At 65.7% G+C, this 21,256-nt stretch carries 19 protein-coding genes; 5 read left to right on the forward strand and 14 right to left on the reverse strand.

The genetic code is table 11. The annotated features are described in order from the left end of the window. Positions 1-75: 75 nt before the first annotated feature. Together IX761_RS23870 and IX761_RS23875 are read right to left on the reverse strand one after the other, a co-directional pair. Entirely contained in the window at positions 76-492 is a 417-nt protein-coding gene (locus IX761_RS23870) for a RidA family protein (RefSeq protein WP_194791964.1), read from the reverse strand. Continuing rightward, entirely contained in the window at positions 492-1,808 is a 1,317-nt protein-coding gene (locus IX761_RS23875) for a flavin-containing monooxygenase (protein ID WP_194791965.1), read from the reverse strand. Before IX761_RS23875 ends, IX761_RS23870 begins: the two co-directional genes overlap by 1 nt. A 269-nt stretch (positions 1,809-2,077) precedes the next feature. Here IX761_RS23875 and IX761_RS23880 point away from each other — a divergent pair, with 269 nt between their 5' ends. Together IX761_RS23880 and argE are read left to right on the forward strand one after the other, a co-directional pair. Further along, positions 2,078-2,755 carry a DUF1028 domain-containing protein gene (locus IX761_RS23880; protein WP_194791966.1) on the forward strand — a complete coding sequence of 226 codons (678 nt, stop codon included), beginning with the start codon at positions 2,078-2,080 and terminating at the stop codon, positions 2,753-2,755. Next, positions 2,748-3,908, forward strand: coding sequence for an acetylornithine deacetylase (argE, locus tag IX761_RS23885; RefSeq protein WP_194791967.1), 1,161 nt, complete (start codon positions 2,748-2,750; stop codon positions 3,906-3,908). Before IX761_RS23880 ends, argE begins: the two co-directional genes overlap by 8 nt. A 215-nt stretch (positions 3,909-4,123) precedes the next feature. On the opposite strand, the gene IX761_RS23890 is transcribed toward argE, so the two are convergent. The 4 genes from IX761_RS23890 to IX761_RS23905 all read right to left on the reverse strand — a co-directional run bounded on the left by IX761_RS23890 (position 4,124) and on the right by IX761_RS23905 (position 9,073). Beyond that, complete coding sequence (locus tag IX761_RS23890) at positions 4,124-5,386, reverse strand: carbohydrate porin (RefSeq protein WP_194791968.1); 1,263 nt, start codon at positions 5,384-5,386, stop codon at positions 4,124-4,126. A gap of 97 nt (positions 5,387-5,483) precedes the next feature. Further along, complete coding sequence (locus IX761_RS23895; RefSeq protein ID WP_194791969.1) at positions 5,484-7,889, reverse strand: glucose/quinate/shikimate family membrane-bound PQQ-dependent dehydrogenase; 2,406 nt, start codon at positions 7,887-7,889, stop codon at positions 5,484-5,486. Positions 7,890-8,180: 291 nt separating this feature from the next. Then, the gene (locus IX761_RS23900; RefSeq protein WP_323744603.1) at positions 8,181-8,399 is read right to left on the reverse strand and encodes a hypothetical protein; all 219 of its coding nucleotides are present in this window, start codon (positions 8,397-8,399) and stop codon (positions 8,181-8,183) included. Positions 8,400-8,479: 80 nt separating this feature from the next. Next, entirely contained in the window at positions 8,480-9,073 is a 594-nt protein-coding gene (locus IX761_RS23905; protein WP_194791971.1) for a TetR/AcrR family transcriptional regulator, read from the reverse strand. Between the two features lie 104 nt (positions 9,074-9,177). Here IX761_RS23905 and IX761_RS23910 point away from each other — a divergent pair, with 104 nt between their 5' ends. Next, positions 9,178-10,545 (forward strand): MATE family efflux transporter, encoded by a 1,368-nt coding sequence (locus tag IX761_RS23910; RefSeq protein ID WP_194791972.1) that lies wholly within the window; start codon positions 9,178-9,180, stop codon positions 10,543-10,545. Here the strand turns inward: IX761_RS23910 and IX761_RS23915 are convergent. Together IX761_RS23915 and IX761_RS23920 are read right to left on the reverse strand one after the other, a co-directional pair. Continuing rightward, positions 10,533-10,862, reverse strand: a complete 330-nt coding sequence (locus IX761_RS23915; RefSeq protein WP_194791973.1) for a cupin domain-containing protein — start codon at positions 10,860-10,862, stop codon at positions 10,533-10,535. The two genes, IX761_RS23910 and IX761_RS23915, sit on opposite strands and share 13 nt — an antisense overlap. Before the next feature lie 132 nt (positions 10,863-10,994). Continuing rightward, on the reverse strand, positions 10,995-11,513 hold the full coding sequence (locus IX761_RS23920) for a carboxymuconolactone decarboxylase family protein (protein ID WP_194791974.1): 519 nt from the start codon (positions 11,511-11,513) through the stop codon (positions 10,995-10,997). Between the two features lie 121 nt (positions 11,514-11,634). On the opposite strand from IX761_RS23920, the gene IX761_RS23925 reads away from it, so the two are divergent. Then, on the forward strand, positions 11,635-12,453 hold the full coding sequence (locus IX761_RS23925) for an AraC family transcriptional regulator (protein WP_194791975.1): 819 nt from the start codon (positions 11,635-11,637) through the stop codon (positions 12,451-12,453). A gap of 38 nt (positions 12,454-12,491) precedes the next feature. On the opposite strand, the gene IX761_RS23930 is transcribed toward IX761_RS23925, so the two are convergent. The 5 genes from IX761_RS23930 to IX761_RS23950 form a co-directional block, all read right to left on the reverse strand. After that, on the reverse strand, positions 12,492-12,809 hold the full coding sequence (locus tag IX761_RS23930) for a DUF2388 domain-containing protein (protein ID WP_194791976.1): 318 nt from the start codon (positions 12,807-12,809) through the stop codon (positions 12,492-12,494). 230 nt (positions 12,810-13,039) lie between these two features. Continuing rightward, positions 13,040-14,014: a PDR/VanB family oxidoreductase gene (locus IX761_RS23935; RefSeq protein ID WP_194791977.1), complete on the reverse strand. Its 975-nt coding sequence runs from the start codon at positions 14,012-14,014 to the stop codon at positions 13,040-13,042. Between the two features lie 61 nt (positions 14,015-14,075). Next, a complete protein-coding gene (locus tag IX761_RS23940; RefSeq protein ID WP_194791978.1) occupies positions 14,076-15,197 on the reverse strand; it encodes an aromatic ring-hydroxylating oxygenase subunit alpha in 1,122 nt (373 codons plus the stop codon). A gap of 125 nt (positions 15,198-15,322) precedes the next feature. After that, positions 15,323-16,921, reverse strand: coding sequence for a BCCT family transporter (locus IX761_RS23945; protein WP_194791979.1), 1,599 nt, complete (start codon positions 16,919-16,921; stop codon positions 15,323-15,325). A 186-nt stretch (positions 16,922-17,107) separates the two neighbouring features. After that, a complete protein-coding gene (locus IX761_RS23950) occupies positions 17,108-18,199 on the reverse strand; it encodes a tartrate dehydrogenase (RefSeq protein WP_194791980.1) in 1,092 nt (363 codons plus the stop codon). A 94-nt stretch (positions 18,200-18,293) separates the two neighbouring features. On the opposite strand from IX761_RS23950, the gene IX761_RS23955 reads away from it, so the two are divergent. After that, the gene (locus IX761_RS23955) at positions 18,294-19,205 is read left to right on the forward strand and encodes a LysR substrate-binding domain-containing protein (protein WP_194791981.1); all 912 of its coding nucleotides are present in this window, start codon (positions 18,294-18,296) and stop codon (positions 19,203-19,205) included. Between the two features lie 257 nt (positions 19,206-19,462). Here the strand turns inward: IX761_RS23955 and IX761_RS23960 are convergent, their stop codons facing one another. Continuing rightward, positions 19,463-20,836: an MFS transporter gene (locus tag IX761_RS23960; protein ID WP_194791982.1), complete on the reverse strand. Its 1,374-nt coding sequence runs from the start codon at positions 20,834-20,836 to the stop codon at positions 19,463-19,465. Positions 20,837-21,256 lie beyond the last annotated feature (420 nt).

The following is a 21,256-nucleotide window of genomic DNA, read 5'->3' on the forward strand; positions in this document are numbered from 1 at the left end:
GAGGTCTGCGCCGTACCTGTGGGAGCGGGCTTGCCCGCGAAAGGCGCGCAAAGCGCCCCTGACGATATCAAAGGATCAAACCTGATCCGGCACCACCGCGATTACATCAATTTCCATCAGCCATTCAGCCTGGGCCAGGCCCGCCACCACCAGCCCGGTGGAAATCGGGAACACGCCCTTGAGCCACTTGCCCACCTCCTTGTACACCGGCTCGCGGAAGCGCGGGTCGGTGATGTAGGTGGTGGTCTTGACGATGTGCGACAGGTCCGAGCCTGCCTCTTCGAGCAGCTGCTTGACGTTCTTCATCGCTTGCTCGGCCTGGGCCTGCGGGTTACCCAGGCCGACCAGGCGGCCTTCGAAGTCGGTGCCGACCTGGCCGCGTACATAGATGGTGTTGCCGGCCCGCACTGCCTGGCACAGGTCATTGTCCAGGGTCTGGTTGGGGTAGGTTTCTTTGGTGTTGAACATGCGGATGCGCGTGTGGGTAGGCATCAGTGGGCTCCAAGGGTGCTGACGTTGCTGATCGAGGTGTTCTGCTCATCCGCGTTGCGCTGGTCGCGGTCGCGGTAGGCCAGGTAGGTGCGTTGGGTGGCGATGTGGCCGGCGACGTGCTTGGCGTCGTGCCACACGCCCCAGATGAACGACGAGCCACGGCGCGACAGCCAGGGCAGGCCGAGGAAGTAAACGCCCGGCTCTTTCGACACGCCGCGCTGGTGCTGGGGCTTGCCGTTGGCGTCGAAGGCGTCGACCTGCAGCCAGCTGAAGTCCACGCCATAGCCGGTGGCCCAGATGATGCTGGTGACGTTGGCCTTTGCCAGGTCCAGCTCCCGCAATGGGTCGCTGACACAGGCCGGGTCCGGCAGGCGTTTGCGTGCCTCGGGCTCCTCCGGCAGGTCCAGGCCGTTGCGCTCGACATAGGCGTCGGCGGCATCCAGCAGCGCCAGGTAGTTTTCGTCGCCACGGTTGATGTTGTCGGCCAGGTTGTCCTGGAAGCGCGCCACGCCGGCTTCGAACGATTGCGTGAGGCCGACCAGGGTCATGCCTTGGTGGGCGAGGGCACGGAAGTCCACGGTGTGGCCGCCGCGGGCGCCGGACACGGCGATGGTCACGTGTTCGCGGCCGGGCTTGGCGATCTCGGCGTCCCATTCACCCAGCACACCCAGCCACCAGCAGAAGTCGCGGTTGCGGTAGCTGCGTGGCGGGCGATCGTGGGCACCGACCGACAGGTACACCTGGCGCCCGGCACGCATCAGTTCTTCGGCGATCTGCACGCCGGAAGAGCCGGCGCCGACCACCAGTACCGCGCCTTCGGGCAGTTGTTCGGGGTTGAAGTAGGCGGCCGAGTGGATCTGGTGCAGCCCCTCATCCTTTGGCGCGATGGCCGGAATCACCGGTTTCTGGAACGGGCCGGTGGCGGCCACCACGCGATTGGCACGGATCACGCCCTGGTTGGTTTCGATGGTGAAGCCCGGGCGGTCGGCATTGCGCACCACCTGCTTGACCTCGACACCGGTGCGCACCGGCAGGTTGTACTTGCGCACGTACTGTTCAAAGTAGTCGGCAACCTGGTCCTTGCCGGCGAAGGCGTCGGCGTCGAGGTCGAATTCCAGGCCTGGGAAGCGGTCATGCCAGACCGGGCCGTTGGCCACCAGCGAGTCCCAGCGCCCGGTGCGCCAGGCCTCGGCGATGCGGTTGCGCTCCAGCACCAAGTGCGGCACGCCGAGCTTGCTCAGGTGTTCACTCATGGCCACGCCGGCTTGGCCGGCGCCGACCACGAGGGTGTCGATTTCGATGTTGTTCAGTGTCATGTCCGAGCCCTTGTTCAGGCGGTTGTTGTTCAGGTCGGTTGCGGAGGACCGCCGTTGCCTGGGGCCAGACTAGGGATGTGCGGAAAATCGCGAAAATAGTATTTAGCTGGGCCTTGCCGATAAATTCACGAAGGGGGTGCCGGGCCGCTGCTACAAAGGTCCTCCATCGAGGCGCTTAGTTTTTTCCTGTGCAATACCCAACAAAATGCTCGTTTCGCACCCGCCAAGGCTTGCCGAGAATGCAGGCATTCCCAGACAGGAGCTGCACCATGACCTTCTCCATCATCGGCCGCTGCCAGGACACCGGCCAAGTCGGCATCGCCATCAGTTCGTCGAGCATCGCCGTGGGCGCCCGTTGCCCCTGGGTGCGCGCAGGCGTTGGCGCGGTCTCGACCCAGAACATCACCCTGCCGGCCCTTGGCCCGCAGATCCTCGATGCCCTGGAGCAGGGCCAGCTGCCGCCGGCGGCGGCGCTGGACCGGGTGCTCAGCGCCAATGGCTGGAGCGAGTACCGCCAGGTCACGGTGATCGACAGCCACGGCCAGGTGGCGCTGTTCACCGGCAAAGAGGCCTTGGGTGTGCACAACGCCGTGGCCGGCGAGCAATGCGCGGCGGCGGGCAACCTGTTGACCTCGCAGGCGGTAATCGAAGCCATGGTTACGGCCTTCGAGCAGGCTGACGGCCACCTGGCCGACCGCCTGCTGGCAGCGATGCATGCGGCCATGGCAGCCGGCGGCGAAGCGGGGCCGGTGCATTCGGCGGCGCTGAAAATCGCCGGTGAGCTGACCTGGCCGTTGGTGGACCTGCGCGTGGATTGGGCCGAACACGATCCGATCGGCGAGCTGGACGGGTTGTGGCAGGCCTATCGCCCGCAGATGCAGGACTACGTGACCCGCGCGCTCAACCCCACCGCCGCGCCGAGCTATGGGGTGCCGGGCGATGAATGATCTGTCCAGCCGCGCGTTGCTGGAGCGGCTGGTGGGGTTCGCCACTGTCAGCCGTGACTCGAACCTGGGGTTGATCGGTTTCATCCGTGACTACCTGGCCGGGTTGGGGGTCGACAGCGAGCTGTTCCTCAACGAGGAAGGCACCAAGGCCAACCTGTTCGCCACCATCGGCCCGACCGATCGCGGTGGCGTGGTGCTGTCCGGGCATACCGACGTGGTGCCGGTGGACGGCCAGGCGTGGACCGTCGAGCCGTTTCAGCTGACCGAGCGTGATGGCCGGCTGTATGGACGCGGTACGGCCGACATGAAGGGCTTTATCGCCTCGGTGCTGGCGGCAGTCCCCGCGTTCCTCGCGCAACCGTTGAAGCTGCCGGTGCACCTGGCGTTCTCCTATGACGAAGAGGTCGGCTGCCTGGGTGTGCGTTCGATGCTCGAGGCGCTGCAGCAGCGGCCACACAAACCAAGGCTGTGCCTGATCGGCGAACCGACCGAACTCAAGCCCGTGCTCGGCCACAAGGGCAAGCTGGCCATGCGCTGCCAGGTGCATGGCGCGGCCTGCCATTCGGCCTATGCGCCCTATGGTGTCAACGCCATCGAGTACGCGGCGCGGTTGATCGGCAAGCTGGGCGAGATCGGTGACGAACTGGCACGCCCCGAGCATCACGACGAGCGCTTCGATCCGCCGTTCTCGACGGTGCAGACGGGCGTGATCAAAGGCGGCAGGGCGCTGAACATCGTGCCCGAGGAATGCGAGTTCGACTTCGAGGTGCGCGCCTTGCCAGGCTTTGCCGCCGATACCGTGGCCGATCGCTTGCAGACCTTCGCCGAGGCCGAGCTGCTGCCGCGGATGCGCGCGGTCAACGCGGGCAGTGATATTCGCTTGCGGCCGCTGAGCGCCTACCCTGGGCTGGCCACGCCGGCCGATAGCGAAGCGGCGCAACTGGTGGCATTGCTCAGTGGCTCGAACGATTTCGGCACGGTGGCATTTGGCACCGAAGGCGGGTTGTTCGATGAGGCGGGCATCCCGACAGTCGTGTGCGGGCCGGGCAGCATGGAGCAGGGGCACAAGCCGGACGAGTTCGTCAGTGTCGAGCAGTTGCAGGGGTGCGATGCAATGTTGCTGCGGCTGGTGGAGCACCTCAGGCAGGCATGATAAGGCTGGCCCTTGTGGGAGTAACTGTCTTGCACAGTTTTTTGTAGGAGCGGCCTTGTGCCGCGAAAGGGCCGCAAAGCGGCCCCGGCGATCTTGAGGTGTAATCGAGATCCTGGGGGCGCTGCGCACCCCTTTCCGGCCGGTCCGGCGCCCCGGCAAGGCCGCTCCTACAGAGAATGCGCAAGCCGGCCAGGGCCGCGCAGCGGCCCTATGGGTCAGAAGGTCGCCTTGACCTGAAGCCCGACCACCAAGGCGTTATCAATCGCCTTCCCGGAAAACGCCCCCGGTTCGACGATGTACTGCACATCCGGGCGCAGGTTCAGCCACGGCGTGGCCTGGTAGCCATAGCTCAGTTCGATCAGCTGCTCGGCGCTGTCCAGGTTGGGGAAACCTTGGCCTGCGTCGAACGCGGCATCCTCCAGCACATCCCGGCTGCGCGGGTTGGGCACGGCGCGGCCATAGCCCAGCGCCACGGTGTCGCGCGGACGGCCTTCGAACGGCTTGTACAGCACCACACCGGCGCCATACCACTTGGTGAAAGGCGAGGCCGCCTTGCTCGACGCCGAGTACTGGCCGAAGGCATGCAGGCTGCGCCCCGGCGAAGTGGGGTCGCTCCACACGGCCTGGTCGATCAGCAGGTAGTGGCCACTGCGCCCGGACACCTCCTTGCTGCTCCCGATGCGCTTCACATCGGAGCTGTCGTAGTAGTAGCCCAGCTTGTACTCGCCCGGCAGCTCGCCCTGCAGCTTGTACACCAGCTCCACCGGGACCACCGTGCCGGTGGTGTGCTTGGGCCCCAGGTGCCAGGCGCGGCTGGAGTTGCCATTGCTTTCGGGGTCGACGTTGAACGCGGCCACGCGCAGCTGCCAGGCGGGCGACAGGTCGTACTTCACGCGTGCGCCCAAGTGAGCGTTGGGGTAGTTGGTCCAGCCACTGCCGCCTGACATGTTCAGTGGGTGCCCGCAGAACCCGGCGTTCATGAAGTTGCACAGGATGCCGCTGTCCAGGCCGCCGAGGTCGTTGCCCATGGCCATGTAGCCGAGCTTGACGTTGAGCGCCGTGGTGAAATTGCGCTCGTAGCTCAGCTCGGTCAGGCGGGTGTAGAGGCCGCCGTAGTTTTCCTGGATCGGCAGGCGGTTGCCCACCAGGTCCTCCGAGGCGCTGTTGCCGCGGCGGTCGTTGATGGTCAGCTGGACCTTGCCGTCCAGGCCATACAGCTTCGCCAGGTCGAATTGCACGCCGAGCTTGAGGTTTTGCGAATAACGCGCCGAGCGGTGCAGGCCGCCGTGGGCGTTGTAGGCGGTTTCACCGCTGTAATCGCCGCTGAACTTGACGCCGTCTGCTTCGAGCTGGTGGCGCAGGCCGCCCCAGTCGCCGGTCAGGGTGTTGCGGGTGAGCAGGTCGCTGTCGGCGAGGGCAGTGGTGCTGGCCAGGGCCAGCAGCAGGGCAGTAGGGGTGTGGCGAAGGGTGGATCGCATTGCGGGTATTCCTGAAATCGGGTGGAAACCATCGCGGGGCAAGCCCGCTCCCACGGTCAGCGTGGGAGCGGGCTTGCCCCGCGATGGCGTCAGTGGCTTACGGCAGGGCGTACGAAATCACATAGTCGCCACGGTCGGTCGACTGGCGCGCGCCGCCCGCGGTGACCACCACGTACTGCTTGCCGGTCTTGGGCGACACGTAGGTCATCGGGCCACCCTGGCTGCCCACCGGCAGGCGGGCTTTCCAGATTTCGCTGCCGTTGCTGCTGTCATAGGCGCGCAGGTAGAAGTCCTGGGTGCCGGCGATGAACACCAGGCCGCCTTGAGTGGACAGGGTGCCGCCGAGGGTCGGCAGGCCGATCTTGATCGGCAGATGCATGCGGATACCCAGTGGGCCGGTGTCTTCGACGGTACCCACTGGCACCTGCCAGGCCACCTGGCGGGTCTTCATGTCGATCGCGGTCAGGGTGCCGAACGGCGGTGCCTGGCAGGGGATGCCGGCTACCGACAGGAAGCGGTTCTTGTTCACCGCATAGGGGGTGCCCTTGAGCGGTACGGCGCCCATGCCGGTGTTCAGCGCTTCGCCACCACCTGCTGCCTTACCGGTGTTCTGCGACGGAATCATCTGAATCCACAGGCCCAGGCGCATGTCGTTGACGAAGATGAAGCCGTGCACCGGGTCAGTCGAGAGGCTGCCCCAGTTCATGCCACCGAGCGAACCTGGGAAGCTCAGCGACAAGTCGGTGCCGGGCGCAGTGTACAGGCCGTCATAGCGCATCTTCTTGAAGTCGATGCGGCACAGCAGTTGGTCGAACGGGGTGGCACCCCACATGTCCGACTCGGTCAGGGTCTGCGCGCCGATCTGCGGCATGCCTACGGATTTCGGTTGGGTCGGCGAGTACGGCTCGTTGGGGATGTTGCTGGGCTTGACCGGTACTTCGTCGACCTGGGTCAGTGGCTGGCCAGTGGCGCGGTCGAGCACGAAGATCTGCCCGGCCTTGGTGCCGATCACCACGGCGGGAACGGTTTGCCCGTCGTCCTTGGTGAAATCGATCAGGCTCGGCTGCATCGGCAGGTCGAAGTCCCACAGGTCGTTGTGCACGGTCTGGTACACCCATTTCTGGTTGCCGGTGGTGGCGTCCAGGGCCAGCACCGAAGCGCCGTAGGTGTGGTCCAGCGTGCTGCGCTCGACACCATAGATGTCGGTGGAGGACGAACCCATCGGCAGGAACAGGGTGTTCATCGCCGGGTCGTAGGACATCGGCGCCCAGCTGTTGGGGGTGCTGCGCACGTAGGTGCTGTCGCCCTGCGGGGCATTGCGGTCTTCAGGGTTGCCCGGGTCGAAGGCCCAGCGCATTGCCCCGGTGTAGACGTCGAAGCCGCGGATCACGCCGCCTGGCATGTCGGTCTGGACGTTGTCGGCGACGCGGCCGCCGACCACCACGGTGGTGCCAGCCATCAACGGCGCGGAGGACAGCTGGTAGTAGGAGTCGGGCACAGCGCCAAGGCCGGCCTTGAGGTCGACCTGGCCGTTGTTGCCGAAGCCCTGGCAGAAGGCGCCGGTATCGGCGTCCACTGCGATCAGGCGGCCGTCGATGGTGTTGGTCAGCAGGCGACGCTGGCAGTTGGCGCCGGCCGGCACGTTGGCCACGGTGATCGGCGAGCTGTTCGGCTGGGTGGGCTGGGCAACGGGCGCGCTGGCGTCGAAGTAGGCCATGCCACGGCAACGCTGCCAGACCTTGGACTGGGCGTTGATCGCGTTCTTCCACAGTTCCTTGCCGGTGTCGGCGTCGAGGGCGATCAGGTTGTTGTGCGGGGTGCAGATGAACACCTTGTTGCCAACCTGCAGCGGGGTCAGCTGGTCTTCGGCGCCGTTGCCGTCGCTGAGGGCGACGTCACCGGTGTGGTAGGTCCAGGCCACCTGGAGCTTGTCGACGTTGCCACGGTTGATCTGGTCCAGCGCGGCGAAGCGGCTGCCGCCCTCGGTGTTGCCGTAGTGGGCCCAGTCTTTCTGCTGTTGGCCGGGCTCGACCGGGGTCAGGCCCGGGCCATTGCCGGTGGGGGCGACGCTGGGGTGGGCGACGAACATGTTGCCGGCGGCGATTACCAGCGCCACGGCCATCACGCCGGCAACGCCGTAGGCACCGCGTGCCTTGCGCTGCACCAGTTGCGGGTAGACCAGCGCCACTGCCAGGCCGATGGCGGCGAACATGAACAGGCGCGAGAACAGGGGCCAGAACGTGAGGCCGGCATCGGCCACCGCCCAGATCAGCGTGCCGAGCAGGAAGGCGGCGTACAGCCAGGCGCCGGCGGGTTTGCGGCGGGCGATGAGCAGGCCGGCGATGGCCATGGCCAGGCCGCCGAGCAGGAAGTACCAGGAGCCGCCCAGGCCGGCGAGCTTGATGCCGCCAGCGGCCAGCAGCAGGCCGAGCAGGGCGACGATGCTGCCCAGGCCGATCAGGAGGATGCGTGAGGCGCCGGAGGCGCGGGGGGTGTCTTTCATGCCAGGAGTCTCGGGGGTGGAATGCCGCGCAGTTTAAGCTCTTAGCAAGCTAATTAACAAGTTAGTACATTTGTTGGTGGGGCTGATTGTCGCAGGGTGGGGAGGGGGTGGTTGTTGCTAAAAGCTTAGATCGTGTGGGGAAAAGGGTGTTGGTGTGGGGTTTAGAGGCTGTCACCGTGTTAGGGCCACCAGGTGCCTGTCGGTGATTTTTTGGCGCTCGATCTTGAGAGCGCTACAAAAACACCGGCAAGCACCTGGCAGCCATAACGCGCAAAGGCCGCTCCATCGCCCTCAACACTGCAACCCCTCCAGCAAACACCGCAACGCCCCCTTCACCCGCTCCGCCGCCTGCTGCGGATCATCCTGCGCGACCACCCAGATCCCGGTATCCCCCATCGCCCCATTGATCAGGTGCGCCATGGCCACCGCGTCGAACGCCCGCAACCGGCCAGCCTCCTGCAATTCCACCAGCCCCTGGGCCATGGGCCCGATATAGCTGGCCTCTTCCAGNGGCGCTCGATCTTGAGAGCGCTACAAAAACACCGGCAAGCACCTGGCAGCCATAACGCGCAAAGGCCGCTCCATCGCCCTCAACACTGCAACCCCTCCAGCAAACACCGCAACGCCCCCTTCACCCGCTCCGCCGCCTGCTGCGGATCATCCTGCGCGACCACCCAGATCCCGGTATCCCCCATCGCCCCATTGATCAGGTGCGCCATGGCCACCGCGTCGAACGCCCGCAACCGGCCAGCCTCCTGCAATTCCACCAGCCCCTGGGCCATGGGCCCGATATAGCTGGCCTCTTCCAGCTCGCGCAAACGCAGGCCAAGCACCGCCGGCGCGTCCTGCAGCAGGATACGGCGCAAGGCCGGGTCCTTGAGCAGGTCGTAGTAATGCAGGCAGGTGTCGATATACGCCTCCAAAGGGTCGTGATGCGTGGCATAGCGCACATCCAGCGCCTGGTTGATCTCATCGAGCAGGCTCTGCACCACCGCAGTGAATAACCCCGCCTTGCCACCGAAGTGGTGGTGCAGGGCGCCCCGGGTAAGGTCGACCTCGGCACATAGCTCGTCCATGACCACGGCATTGAACCCTTTCTCGGTGAATTGCCGGCGGGCGACGGCGATCAGCCGTTCGGTGGTGTCCGCGCTCATGGCGGCGCGGCTGCGGCGAGGGGTGGGCATGGGGAACTCCAGGCAAAGGACGACGGCGCGTAAATTAGCATACGTTGCGTATGTCAATGAATGGCATTAACATACGCGGCGTATGTCAATTGGAGATACTTACCGTGAGTTCTGTAACACGGCCCCAGATTGCCTGGCTGGCGGAGCTACCAGGCTTGCTGCGCCTGGCCTTGCCACTGGTGCTGGGCCTGTCCGCCGCCGAGCTGATCAGCCTGACCGACACTGTGTTGCTGGCTTCGCTCGGCACCGTGGTACTCGCTTGCGTGGCGCTGACCAGCAGCGCCGGGCTGATCTTCCATGCCGGGCTCTACGGCATGCTCGCCACCCTCAGCGTGCGCGTGGCCCATGCCTTCGGCGCCGACGACTCGGCTGCGGTGGCGCGCACGCTGCGCGCAGGCCTTGGCTACGGGCTGCTGGTCGGCAGCCTGGGCTGCCTGGCGATGCTCGGCGCCTTGCCGACCTTGCAATGGTTCGGGGTACCGTTGCCGGACATTGCGCTGCTGACACCCTACTGGCAGGCCATGGCGGTGTTTCTCATCCCCTACTGCCTGGCCGTGGTGTTCAAGGACGTGCTGGAAGCCATCGGCCGCCCGTGGGTGGCGGTGCTGCTGGTGATGAGCGCAGTGCTGTTCAACATTCCCCTGAGTTATGGCCTGATCCACGGCTACTTCGGCCTGCCGACGCTGGGCCTGCTCGGTGCCGGTATCGCCAGCGTGATCGCCGAGTCGCTGGCGGTGCTGCTGGCCCTGGCCTATTGGCGGCTGGCGCCGTCGTTGGCGCGCTATCGCCAGGCTGCCGGCGGGCCGCGCCTGCGGCGGCGCACATTGCTGGCCGAGGGCTGGCCGGTGGGCCTGGGCTACCTGGCCGAGGCCGGCGCAGTGGTGATCGCCGCCTGGATGCTGGGCTGGCTGGGCAATGCCGCGTTGGCGGCCAACCAGGTGGTGCATTCGATCGGTTCGTTGCTGTACATGCTGCCGCTGGGCATGGCGGCGGCGGTGAGCATTCGCATCAGCCAGGCCCAGGGCCGTGGCGAAACGGCACGTATCCGCGCCATCGGCAGCGCCACCTTCATCAGCGTCACCGCGTGGATGTGCCTGGCCACGGTGGTACTGGCGTTGTTCGGCCGGCGCATCGCCGAGGCCATGAGCGACGACCCGCAAGTGATCGCCATCGCCGTGCCGATGTTCGTGGTGGTCGCGGCGATGCAGGTGGCCGACGGCCTGCAATCCACAGCGCTGGGTGCGCTGCGCGGGTTGCAGGACTACCGCTGGCCGGTGGGCGTCACCTTGGTCAGCTATTGGTTGCTGGCGTTGCCGCTGAGCTACTGGCTGGCGTTCCATTCCTCGCTGGGCGCGGTGGGGGTGTGGGTGGGCTTCGCCAGTGGCCTGACGGTCGCGGCGCTGGTGCTGCCGTGGCGCTTCTACCGGCTGCAAGCCGTGCCGGGTTCTACGGCGCTGGCTCAGGTGCGATAGAACACTGCCAGCCACACCGTGGCCACGCCGGCTTCGGTCCACTCCACCCGATGCCGGCAATGGGGCGGGATATTGAGGTGATCGCCTGGGCGCAACACGCGAGTTTCGGGCTCGTGCTCCAGGCGCAGCCCGGCGCTGCCGCTGAGCAGCGCCACCCATTCGCCTTCTTCCTGGTCGTACCAATGGCCCGGCGGGCTGGCCTGGCCGCTGGAGACGATGCGCTCGATACGCAGGCCAGGGCGGCGTAGCAGGTCGTCGAACTGCTCGTTGGCCTGAGGGTCGAGGGCGGGCAGGGTGCTGAACAGGTTGTCGGGCATGGGGCTGGCCTGTGGTTGATTCCAGGGCCTGATTGTAGGAGGGCTTTGCCCCAGGAAAAAGCCGTGATGGACACGCTGGGCATCGGTTGCCGGGCGCAGGTGGCGCGCCGCCTTGCAGCGGCGCGCGGCAACTCAGGCGGTGCGGGGCGGGAAGTCGACCTCGGTGCGGGCGACGTTGTTCAGGTAGTTGGTCAGGGTCAGCAGGGTGACCTGGGCGATCACATCGACGATGCGCCCGTCGTCCAGGCCTGCGTCGCGCGCCTCGGTCAGCACCTCGTCGGGCACCAGGCCCCGTTGCAGGGTGACCGAACGGGCCAGCTTGGCCACTGCGTTCAAGGTACCCGCACGGGCGGCCAGCACCTCGTCGGCACTCAAGCCCGCCTTGCCGCCGAAATAGCGATGGGCGGCGACGCAGTAGTCACAGCCGTTGACTTCGGACGTCGCCAGCGCAACCACTTCGCGTTCGACCGCGGTCAGGCCGTCGCGGCCCAGGGCCTGGGCCAGTGCCAGGTAGCCATTGAGCGCGGCCGGCGAGTGGGCGAGGGTGGCAAAGGTGTTGGGCAGGAAGCCCAGGCCTTTCTCGATGTTCTGCAGTGCCGGGCGGGTGGCGGCAGGTGCCTGGTCGAGGGTGAGGGCGGTGATACGGCTCATGGTGTTGCTCCTGTGCGGTGGGGGTTGTTGATCGAACTGGGCACAGGTTATCCAACGGGCATTGCCTTTCGGGTTCTGATCGTCCAGTTTGTGCGACTGATCGTCTAAGACTGGAATCTGTATGGACCGCCTCGCCACCTTGCTCGACCAGTTTGCCTTCACCGCCTCGACCTTCCACCAAGGTAGCTTTTGCGGCATCGACCAGGTTGATGGCAGCCAACCGGTCGGCCATGTCCACCTGCTGCGCGCCGGCAGCCTGCGCCTGCGCGATGGCCTGGGGCCGCCACGGGTGCTGGACGAGCCCAGCCTGATCCTGATGATTCGCCCACGGGCGCATGAGTTGAGCGCTGGCGAAAGCGACGGCGCCGACCTGGTGTGCGCCACGTTGGCGTTCACCGGCGGCCCGGACAACCCGCTCACCCGCGCGCTGCCGGACGTGCTGGTCAGCCCCTTGCGCGACCTGCCCCAGGTGCGGGCGCTGTGCGAGTGGCTGTTCGCCGAGACCTTGGGCGATGAGTGCGGCAAAGGGCTGGTACTCAACCGCCTGTTCGAACTGCTGGTGATTCAATTGCTGCGCGATCTGCTGGGCAGCCAGGGCGTGACTTCGGGGATGCTCGCGGGGCTGGCCGACAAGCGCCTGGCCCGTGCGCTGGTTGCCCTGCACGAGGCCCCGGCGCTGGACTGGTCGGTGCAGGCGCTGGCGGCGCTGGCCGGCATGTCACGGGCGGGTTTTGCCGCGCATTTCAAGGCAGTGGTAGGCGATACGCCGGGTGACTACCTGGCCGGCTGGCGCATCGCCCTGGCGCAAAAACGCATCCGCGACGGCCGGCCTCTGGCACTGGTGGCGGACGAGGTGGGTTACCAGAGCCCTTCGGCGCTGGCGCGGGTGTTCCGCCGCAAGACCGGCATGAGCCCCGGCCAGTGGCGGCAACAGGTGTAATGAACCAGGGGCCGCTGGGCGGCCCCTGCAGAGCTGGCTCAGTGATCGGCCAGCGGGTCGGGTTGCGACAGCAGCGCCTGGGCCAGTTCCTCGTCGCTGGCTTGCAGGCCGGGATTGGCCTGGCGAGCCTGCTGCAACGCCGATTCGAGGTAGGCGCCGCGGATCGCGCCGCCACTGGCGATGAACGCGGTCAGCTCGTCGCGGGCGGGGATGACCCGCTTGTCGTCCTTGAAGGTCGAGTACAGCGAAGCGGAAATCCCCGCCGAGGTGGCGACGTCGCCGGCATCGACCCGGGCCAGGGCGGCCCCGGCAGGGAGCAGGAGCAGCAGCGATGGAACAAGCAGTAAGTGGCGCATGGTGAGTCCTCCGCGAAGGTAGTGACCAGGGAGTTACTGCATGTTGTTAAGAGCGGTGGCGGGGGCGGGAGTTCCGCGTAAAGCAAACCTGCACGATCGCCTGTAGGAGCGGCCTTGTGCCGCGAAAGGGGCGCGTAGCGGCCCCAAGACACAGTGTCGATACACCCACTGCTGGGGCCGCTTTGCGGCCCTATCGCGGCACAAGGCCGCTCCTACAGGCGTGCGGTGCTTCAGAGGTCCAGCACGATCCGCGCCGACCTGGCCCGGGACACGCACAGCATCATGGTCTGCTGCGCAGCCTTTTCCTCATCGCTCAGGTACTGGTCGAAGTGCTCCGCTTCGCCTTCGAGGATCGCGGTTTCACAGGTACCGCACACGCCTTCGCGGCACAGGCACTCGACCTTGGCGGCCTTGGATTTCTCGATGGCCTGGAGGATGGTCATGCCTTCCTCCACGGCCAGCTCGGTGCCGGAACGGGCCAGCACCACGGTGAAGGCGGCGCCGGTGGCTGGCGCTGCGGCGGCGAACTGCTCCCAGTGCACACGGGATTGGGCGATGCCAGCGGCGGCAGCGGTAGCGATCACCGCGTCGATCAGTGGCTTGGGCCCGCACACGTACAGGTGGGCATCGTCGGCAAGGCTCGCGCACAGGCCTGCGAGGTCGAGCTTGCGGCCCAGGCTGTCGATGTAGAACCGCGTGTTGCCGGCATGCGGGCCGTTTTCCAGGTCACCCTGGAAGGCGCCGTGCTCCGGGGCGCGGAAGGCGTAGTGCAGCTCGTAAGGGGTAGTGCCGCCCTCGAGTTCGTGCAACTGCGCCAGGAAGGGGGTGATGCCGATGCCGCCGGCGATCAGCACATGCCGGCCGGCGCTGGGGTCGAGGGCGAACAGGTTGTTGGGGGTGGAGATGGTCAACTCGCTGCCCACCTCGACCTGCTGGTGCATGAAGGCCGAGCCACCCTTGGACTGCTCTTCGAGGCGCACGCCGATCTGGTAGCTGGCCAGCGCGCGCGGGTCGCTCATCAGCGAGTAGGCGTTGCTGAACTGGCCGCCGCAGGCCGACTGCATCTGCACGATCACATGGCTGCCGCCGGTGAACGCAGGCAGGGCGGCGCCGTCGGTGCGGGCCAGGGTGAAGCGCTTGATCTGCGGTGTGGCCTGCTCGACGCCAGTCACGCGCACCTTGAACATTTCGTATTGCTTGGCCATGGCATACCTCGACAACGAAGCCCCGCGCCAGGCCTGGCGCGGGGCGAGCCTAACGGTGTGGTCAGTCGTCCAGGTGGGCGACGGCGATCAGGTTGTGGAAGTGAGCGATGCCATGCTCGCTCACGCCGCTGCGCTGCGCGTCGACCATGATCCGGCCCTGGCCACGGTAGCCACGGGACTTGAGGCCCTTCTGCACGCTTTCGACCAGGCGCAGGTCCTCGGGGCGGAACACTTCGCGGTACCAGTCGATCAGCTTCTGCTGCTCCTCGGTGATGTCCTTGTTGAGGAAGTAGATGTCGTAGTGCTGCAGGGTGGTTTCGGCATCGACCGGGAACTCGTAGATCACGGTCATGAAATTGGCCCCTGGCGGCACGTTGAACATGGTGCACGGCCAGGCCCAGAAGCCGGCGAAGGACGGGTCCTTGACCGACTCGTCGAAGGTGAACGACTGCTCCGAAGGCTTGGCCAGGCCGTACTGCAGGGTCCAGTTGCCGTGCAGGCTGTGGCTGTACTGGCCGACATCCACCGAGTCGGAGAAGCCCGGGTGGGCCGGGGCGCAGTGGTAGCACTCCAGGTAGTTGTCGACGATCGACTTCCAGTTGGCCGGGGTGTCGCTGACGAAGCGCGCGGCCAGGTGCAGGTCGTCGATCACCGCGCAGGCTTCGCGCATGCGCTGTTGCATGCCGGGCAGCTGGTCTTCGACCGAGCCTGCGTCGTTGTCCATGTTGATGAAGATGAAGCCTGCGTACTCTTCGACCCGCAGCTGCACCAGGGTGGAGTTGTCCTTGTCGAAGTTGGCCACGTTCTCGCAGTTGCGCGCGTGGGCCAGCTCGCCGTCGAGCTTGAAGGTCCAGGCGTGGTACGGGCAGGTGATGACGTTCTTGGCCTTGCCGCTGCCTTCGAGCAGTTGGTGGCCGCGGTGCGGGCAGACGTTGTAGAACGCGCGCAGCACGTCGTCGCGGCCACGCACGACGATGATGCTTTCGCCGATCACCTGGCGGGTGATGTAGGCGTTCTTCTCGGCCACTTCGCTGCGGTGGCCGACGCAGATCCAGCTGCGGGCGAAGATCGCTTCCTTCTCATGCTCGAACACGGCGGCCTGGGTGTAGAACTTGGCCGGCAGGGTGAAGGCTTCCTCGGGGTTGGCGCAGAAGTCGGCGGGCAGGCGTTTGAAATCGTTCATGGCTTTATCTCGGTTCTTATTGGTTAACGCGTATCTGTTGGTTAACAAGTGGTGCAAAATTTTTTGTGCTGCTGCGTGATGTTGATCTGTGTAGGAGCGGCCTTGCCGGGGCGCTCCTACAAGGGTCAGTGCACCGCCGCGGCGCTACGCGGCGCCTGCTCCTGCGGCTCTTCACCGGCCAGGCGCGTGGCCTCTTCCTCGATGCGGTACGCCGGCACCTGGCCATAGTCGGCCGCCAGCCACTTGAAGAAGCCGTAGATCTTCACCAGCAGGATCAGCATGAACGGGATCGCGGTCAGGACCACGGCGGTCTTCATGGTCGACAGCGAGGCCTTGGCGAACAGCATGGCCAGCGGCACCAGGGTCAGCACCACGCACCAGAACAGGCGCAGGGTCGGGCTTGGGTCTTCGCCTTCACGCAGGTTGCGGGTGCTGGTGGCGGCCACGGCGTAGGCGGCGGCGTCCATGTGCGAGGCGCAGAACACCGCCATGATGAACAGGTACGCCGCCAGGAACAGCGTGCCCCACGGCAGGGCCAGCAGCAGGTCGGTCACCGCTGCTTCGCCGCCCAGGGTGCTGAGCAGTTTGGGTACGTCGATCTGGCCGTTGATGAACTGGTGCATGCTGTAGCTTTCCAGCGCACCGAAGAAGAACCAGCAACCGAAGCTGCCACCCAGCAGCAGGGCGAACACCACTTCCTTGATCAACCGGCCGCGCGACACACGGGCGACGAACATCGCCACGCCTGGGGCGTAGGAGACCCACCACAGCCAGTAGAACACCGTCCAGTTACGGGTGAAGGCGCCGTCGCCGGCCGGGTCGGTGAACAGGCTCATCTGCACGTAATGCTGCAGCATCAGACCGATGGAGTTGGCGGTGTTGTTCAGGGTGAACTGGGTCGGGCCGACCAGCAGCACGATGGCGGCGAACAGCAGGGCGCCGACGCAGACCATCTTCGACAGGCGCTGCAAACCACCATCAATACCGATGTACGAGCTCAGCGAGAACAGCAGCGCCACCGCACCGATCACCAGCAGTTGCACGGTGAAGGTGTTGGGGGTGCCGGCCAGGTCAGCAAGGCCACGGGTGAGGGTGGAGGCGGTGAGCGCCAGCGACACGGTCAGCGCGCCCATCATGGTCAGCAGGAAGATCAGGTCGACCGCGCGGCCCACCGGGCCGGTGGCCTTGAAGCCGGTCACCGCCTCGATCACCGAGGCCAGGTTCAGGCCACTCTTCTTGCGCACGTGGAAGTGGTAGGCCATGGCCAGCGAGGCCAGGGCATAGATCGACCAGGCGCTGATACCCCAGTGGAAGAACGAGTAGCTGACGCTGTATTCCAGCGCCTGGGCCGACATCGGTGCGATGTTCAGGCCGGGGGTCTGGTAGTAGTAGGCCCACTCCATCACGCCCCAGTAGAGGGTCGAGGAGCCCATGCCGGCGCAGATGAACATGAACACCCAGGTAGTGGTGGAGTATTCCGGCTTGCCGGCACCCAGGCGAATGTTGCCGTACTTGCTGAACGCCAGGTACAGCACCGCCAGCGAGCTGCCGAACACCAGCACCTGGACGCTGGTGCCGAAGGTGCGGGTGGCCACTTCGAACAGCTGGTTGGCGAGGTTTTCCGCTTGTGCGGGGAAGGCGGCAAGGCCGATCACGGTGAGCAGCACGGCAACCAGGCTCACGGCAATCAGGAACACATCAATCTTTTTATTGTTGGGGGACATCAATTGTCTCCAGGGGCATTTTTTTTGTAGTTGGAGTCAGTCAGGCGTTGGGTGAAATCCGTGTCGTGTGGCTTTCTGTTAACCTAAGGTTTACATATATCTTTTGGTTAACGAAGTGTGCATTGAATTGTTACGTACCGCAAGCCGACTGTCAGACAATCCTGACCGTCGGCCCCGGTGTATCGATTAAGCGCCGAGCAATTCGGCAATCGCCTTGCCCACGTCCTGGGTCGAGCGGCTGCCGCCCATGTCGCGGGTGGTGTCGCCATTGGCGATCACGGTCTCGATGGCCTTGAGGATGTCGTCGTGGGCGGCCTGGTAGCGGGCGTCATCGCCGTCCTTGCCGAGGAACTCGAGCATCAGTGCACCCGACCAGATCATCGCGATCGGGTTGGCGATGTTCTTGCCGTAGATATCTGGCGCCGAACCATGCACCGGCTCGAACAGCGACGGGAACTTGCGCTCGGGGTTGAGGTTGGCCGACGGCGCGATGCCGATGGTGCCAGCGCAGGCCGGGCCGAGGTCGGAGAGGATGTCGCCGAACAGGTTGGAGGCCACCACCACGTCGAAACGTTCCGGTTGCAGCACGAAGCGTGCGCAGAGGATGTCGATGTGCTGCTTGTCCCAGCTGATCTCGGGGTAGTGCGCGGCCATGGCGGCGGTGCGCTCGTCCCAGTACGGCATGCTCACGGCCATGCCGTTGGACTTGGTGGCCGAGGTGACGTGCTTGCGTTCGCGGGTCTGGGCCACTTCGAAGGCGTATTTGAGGATGCGGTCGACGCCGCGGCGGGTGAACACCGACTCCTGCAGGACGAATTCGTTTTCGGTGTTCTCGAACATGCGCCCACCCAGCGACGAGTATTCGCCCTCGGTGTTCTCGCGGATCACCACGAAGTCGATGTCGCCCGGCTTTTTGTTCGCCAGGGGGCAAGGTACGCCGGGGAACAGGCGCACCGGGCGGATGTTGACGTACTGGTCGAAGTCGCGGCGGAACTTGAGCAACGAGCCCCACAGCGAGATGTGGTCCGGGACCTTGTCCGGCCAGCCGACGGCGCCGAAGAACAGCGCGTCGAAGCCCTTGAGCTGTTCGAACCAGTCGTCCGGCATCATCTTGCCGTGGGCCAGGTAGTAGTCGCAGCTGGCCCACTCGAAGAACTCGATCTCAAGGTTCAGGCCGTGCTTGCGCGCGGCGGCCTCGACCACGCGGATGCCTTCCGGGAGGACTTCGTTGCCGATGCCGTCACCGGGGATGGCGGCGATTTTGAAGGTCTTGGTCATGGGGCGCATCTCGTGTTCAGGGAGGATGCGGTCATGCTATAAGGGCGCGCTGCGGAGATAATCCGCTGATCGATCAATTCTTGGTGCACGAAGCGTGAATAATCTGCCGAATCTCGATGACCTCGATATCTTCCTCCAGGTGGCGCGCCGCGCCAGTTTCGCCGCGGTGGCGGACGAGCGCGGCATGTCGGCGGCGTTCGTCAGCAAGCGCATTCGCCTGCTGGAGGAAAGCCTGGGCGTGCGCCTGCTGCACCGCACCACCCGGCGGGTGACGGTGAGCGAGGAGGGCGAGCGGGTCTACCAGTGGGCGCAACAGATCTTCGACACCCTGCAACGCATGGACGACGACCTCAACGCCGGCCAGCGCGAGCCCGCCGGCCAGTTGCGCATCGCCAGCAGCCTGGGCCTGGGCCGGCGCTTCGTGGCCCCGGCGCTGTCGGAGCTGGCGGCGCGTTACCCACGGCTGGACATCCGTCTGGACGTGCATGATCGGCTGGTGGACCTGATCGCCGAGGGCGTGGACCTGGACATCCGCGTCGGCAACGTGATCGCCCCGCACCTGATCGCCAAGCCGCTGGCGCGCAACCGCCGGGTGCTGTGCGCGGCGCCACGCTACCTGGCCGAACGCGGTACGCCGAAAGTACTGGCCGACCTCGCCAGCCATGACTGCCTGGTGATCAAGGAGCGCGACCACCCGTTCGGGCTGTGGCACCTGGAGGGGCCACAAGGCGAGGAGAGCGTGCGGGTGACGGGTGCGTTGTCGAGCAACCATGGCGAGGTGGCGCACCAGTGGTGCCTGGATGGTCGGGGGATCCTGCTGCGTTCGTGGTGGGACGTGCACGACAGCATCGAGGACGGGCGGCTGGTGCAGGTGCTGCCGGACTACCAGCAGGCGGCGGATATCTGGGCGGTGTACACCGCGCCCCTGGCCGGGTCGGCCAAGGTGCGAGTGGCGGTGGAGTTCTTCCGGCAGTACTTTGCCGAGCGCTATCGGTTACCGGACTGATCGCGGGGCCAGTCGCAGCGGCGCACCGCCGCTCCCACATCTTGCGCGGTCTCTGTAGGAGCGGCCTTGTGTCGCGAACGGGCCGCAAAGCGGCCCCGGCGATCTTGAGGTGTATTCGAGATCCTGGGGGCGCTGCGCACCCCTTTCGCGACACAAGGCCGCTCCTACAGACCGCGCAAGACAGTTGCTCCCACGTGCTCGGCTGCAAGCTCGTGGGAGCGGCGGTGCGCTGCTGCGACTGGCCCCGCGATCGTGCTTCAATGCCCGAACGCTTTCAGGCTGCCCTTGCGGCTGGCCTCATAAGCTTCACGCTCCATCGGCTGGGCCTGCGGATTACCCAGGTCTTCCATCGCCAAGCGGTGTGTCTCCGGCGCCAGGTACGCGGCAAACGCGCACACGCAGGTGATGAAGAACGCCAAGCTACCCACCACCAGCGGGATGTTCTCCGACCCCGGCGGCGCCACCAGGGCGAACAGCGCTGGCAGCATGGCGGTGATCATGGTGCCGATGTTCTGCGCGATGGCCATGGCCGATACGCGGTAGCGGGTCTGGAACAGCTCCGGGTAGAAGCTGGGGAACACCGCGTTGTAGCCCTGGTAGACCATGCCCCACATGAAGATCGAGGCGGCGAAGGCCAGCGGCACGTTCTGGATGCTGATCGCGTACAGGTAGACGAACGCCAGCAGGCCCGAGCCCAGGCAGCCGGCGATCATGGTCGGGCGGCGGCCAATCTTGTCCGAAAGGTTGCCCACGAAGGGGATCACCAGCACCGCGACGATGTTGCCCACCACCGGGATCCACAGGTACACGCTCTTGTCGAAGCCGATGCCGTAGGCCGGTTGCACCGCGTATGCGGCGCCGAAGATGGTGGCGACCACCGGGATCACGTTCATCAATGCCATGAACATCACCAGCACCATGTGCTTCCAGCTGTGGCGGAAGGCCTCGCTGATCGGTGACTTGGCCACCTTGTCCTGCTTTTCCTCCTGAACGAAGGCCGGGGTCTCGTGCACCTCCTTACGGATGATGAAGCCGGCGATCAGCACCACGGCGCTCATCAGGAACGGGATGCGCCAGCCCCACTCGTTGAACGCCTCGCTGGGCATGAAGTAGGCCAGCGGCAGGAACACCGCCGCCGCCATCACCTGGCCGGCCTGCACGCCCTGCAGGGTGTAGCTGGCGTAGTAGCCACGGCGACCGAACGGCGCATGCTCCATGATCATCGAGCTGGCCCCGGAGATTTCGCCGGCCACGGCGAAGCCCTGGATCAGGCGCAGCACCACCAGCAACGCCGGGGCCAGCAGGCCGATGTCGTGGTAGGTGGGCAGCAGGCCTACGGCCATGGTCGACAGGCCCATCAGGAACATGCACAGCAGCAGCACGTTCTTGCGCCCACGGGTATCACCCCAGTGGCCAAGCACGAAGGCGCCGACGGGTCGCGCCAGGTAGCCCACGCCATAAGTGGCCAGCGAGGCGATGATGGCCATCTTCGGGTCGGTGGACGGGAAGAAGATCTGCGGGAAGATCAGCGCTGCGGCCTGGGCGTAGATGAAGAAGTCGTAGTACTCGAGGGCAGAGCCGATCCAACCGCTGGCGGTGGCTTTCTTGGCTTGGGAGCTTGAGCGGGCCATGTTGTCTCCGTTGTTCTTGTCAGGGGCCGGGGGTCAGCGCGCGCAGGGCACGTGAACGGGGCTGTGGAGAGAAGACGAACGCGGCGGTGCGGATCGCAGGGCGAGGAAGCTGTGCATAGGTCGGTACCCGTTTTCTTGAACTTATTATGTGGTGACGTTGGGCTGTGCGGCGCAGGCTCCGCCGAACGACCGGCGTGGCAGCGAGAAAGGCCGGCGGGGCCTGCGACTGTCGATCATGGTTGTTCACGGGGCGGGGTGAATCAATTCGCCGAAACGGGTTTTGTTCGGTAATCGAACAAAAACTAACTGTTTCGTACAAAGTGCGTTGCCGGGGCGACTTTACCTGCGAATAATCGATCGTGCCAGGCATTGAGTGCGTTGTTGCTGCCAAGGCCTCATCGCTGGCAAGCCAGCTCCCAC

The organism is Pseudomonas sp. UFMG81 (assembly GCF_015354575.1).
Lineage (GTDB): Bacteria > Pseudomonadota > Gammaproteobacteria > Pseudomonadales > Pseudomonadaceae > Aquipseudomonas.

Excerpts from the sequence above, each read along its gene's own strand:
- IX761_RS23870 (WP_194791964.1), bottom strand. The coding sequence starts at position 492 with ATGCCTACCCACACGCGCATCCGCATGTTCAACACCAAAGAAACCTAC.
- IX761_RS23875 (WP_194791965.1), bottom strand. The coding sequence starts at position 1,808 with ATGACACTGAACAACATCGAAATCGACACCCTCGTGGTCGGCGCCGGC.
- IX761_RS23880 (WP_194791966.1), top strand. The coding sequence starts at position 2,078 with ATGACCTTCTCCATCATCGGCCGCTGCCAGGACACCGGCCAAGTCGGC.
- argE (WP_194791967.1), top strand. The coding sequence starts at position 2,748 with ATGAATGATCTGTCCAGCCGCGCGTTGCTGGAGCGGCTGGTGGGGTTC.
- IX761_RS23890 (WP_194791968.1), bottom strand. The coding sequence starts at position 5,386 with ATGCGATCCACCCTTCGCCACACCCCTACTGCCCTGCTGCTGGCCCTG.
- IX761_RS23895 (WP_194791969.1), bottom strand. The coding sequence starts at position 7,889 with ATGAAAGACACCCCCCGCGCCTCCGGCGCCTCACGCATCCTCCTGATC.
- IX761_RS23905 (WP_194791971.1), bottom strand. The coding sequence starts at position 9,073 with ATGCCCACCCCTCGCCGCAGCCGCGCCGCCATGAGCGCGGACACCACC.
- IX761_RS23915 (WP_194791973.1), bottom strand. The coding sequence starts at position 10,862 with ATGCCCGACAACCTGTTCAGCACCCTGCCCGCCCTCGACCCTCAGGCC.
- IX761_RS23920 (WP_194791974.1), bottom strand. The coding sequence starts at position 11,513 with ATGAGCCGTATCACCGCCCTCACCCTCGACCAGGCACCTGCCGCCACC.
- IX761_RS23925 (WP_194791975.1), top strand. The coding sequence starts at position 11,635 with ATGGACCGCCTCGCCACCTTGCTCGACCAGTTTGCCTTCACCGCCTCG.
- IX761_RS23930 (WP_194791976.1), bottom strand. The coding sequence starts at position 12,809 with ATGCGCCACTTACTGCTTGTTCCATCGCTGCTGCTCCTGCTCCCTGCC.
- IX761_RS23935 (WP_194791977.1), bottom strand. The coding sequence starts at position 14,014 with ATGGCCAAGCAATACGAAATGTTCAAGGTGCGCGTGACTGGCGTCGAG.
- IX761_RS23940 (WP_194791978.1), bottom strand. The coding sequence starts at position 15,197 with ATGAACGATTTCAAACGCCTGCCCGCCGACTTCTGCGCCAACCCCGAG.
- IX761_RS23945 (WP_194791979.1), bottom strand. The coding sequence starts at position 16,921 with ATGTCCCCCAACAATAAAAAGATTGATGTGTTCCTGATTGCCGTGAGC.
- IX761_RS23950 (WP_194791980.1), bottom strand. The coding sequence starts at position 18,199 with ATGACCAAGACCTTCAAAATCGCCGCCATCCCCGGTGACGGCATCGGC.
- IX761_RS23960 (WP_194791982.1), bottom strand. The coding sequence starts at position 20,836 with ATGGCCCGCTCAAGCTCCCAAGCCAAGAAAGCCACCGCCAGCGGTTGG.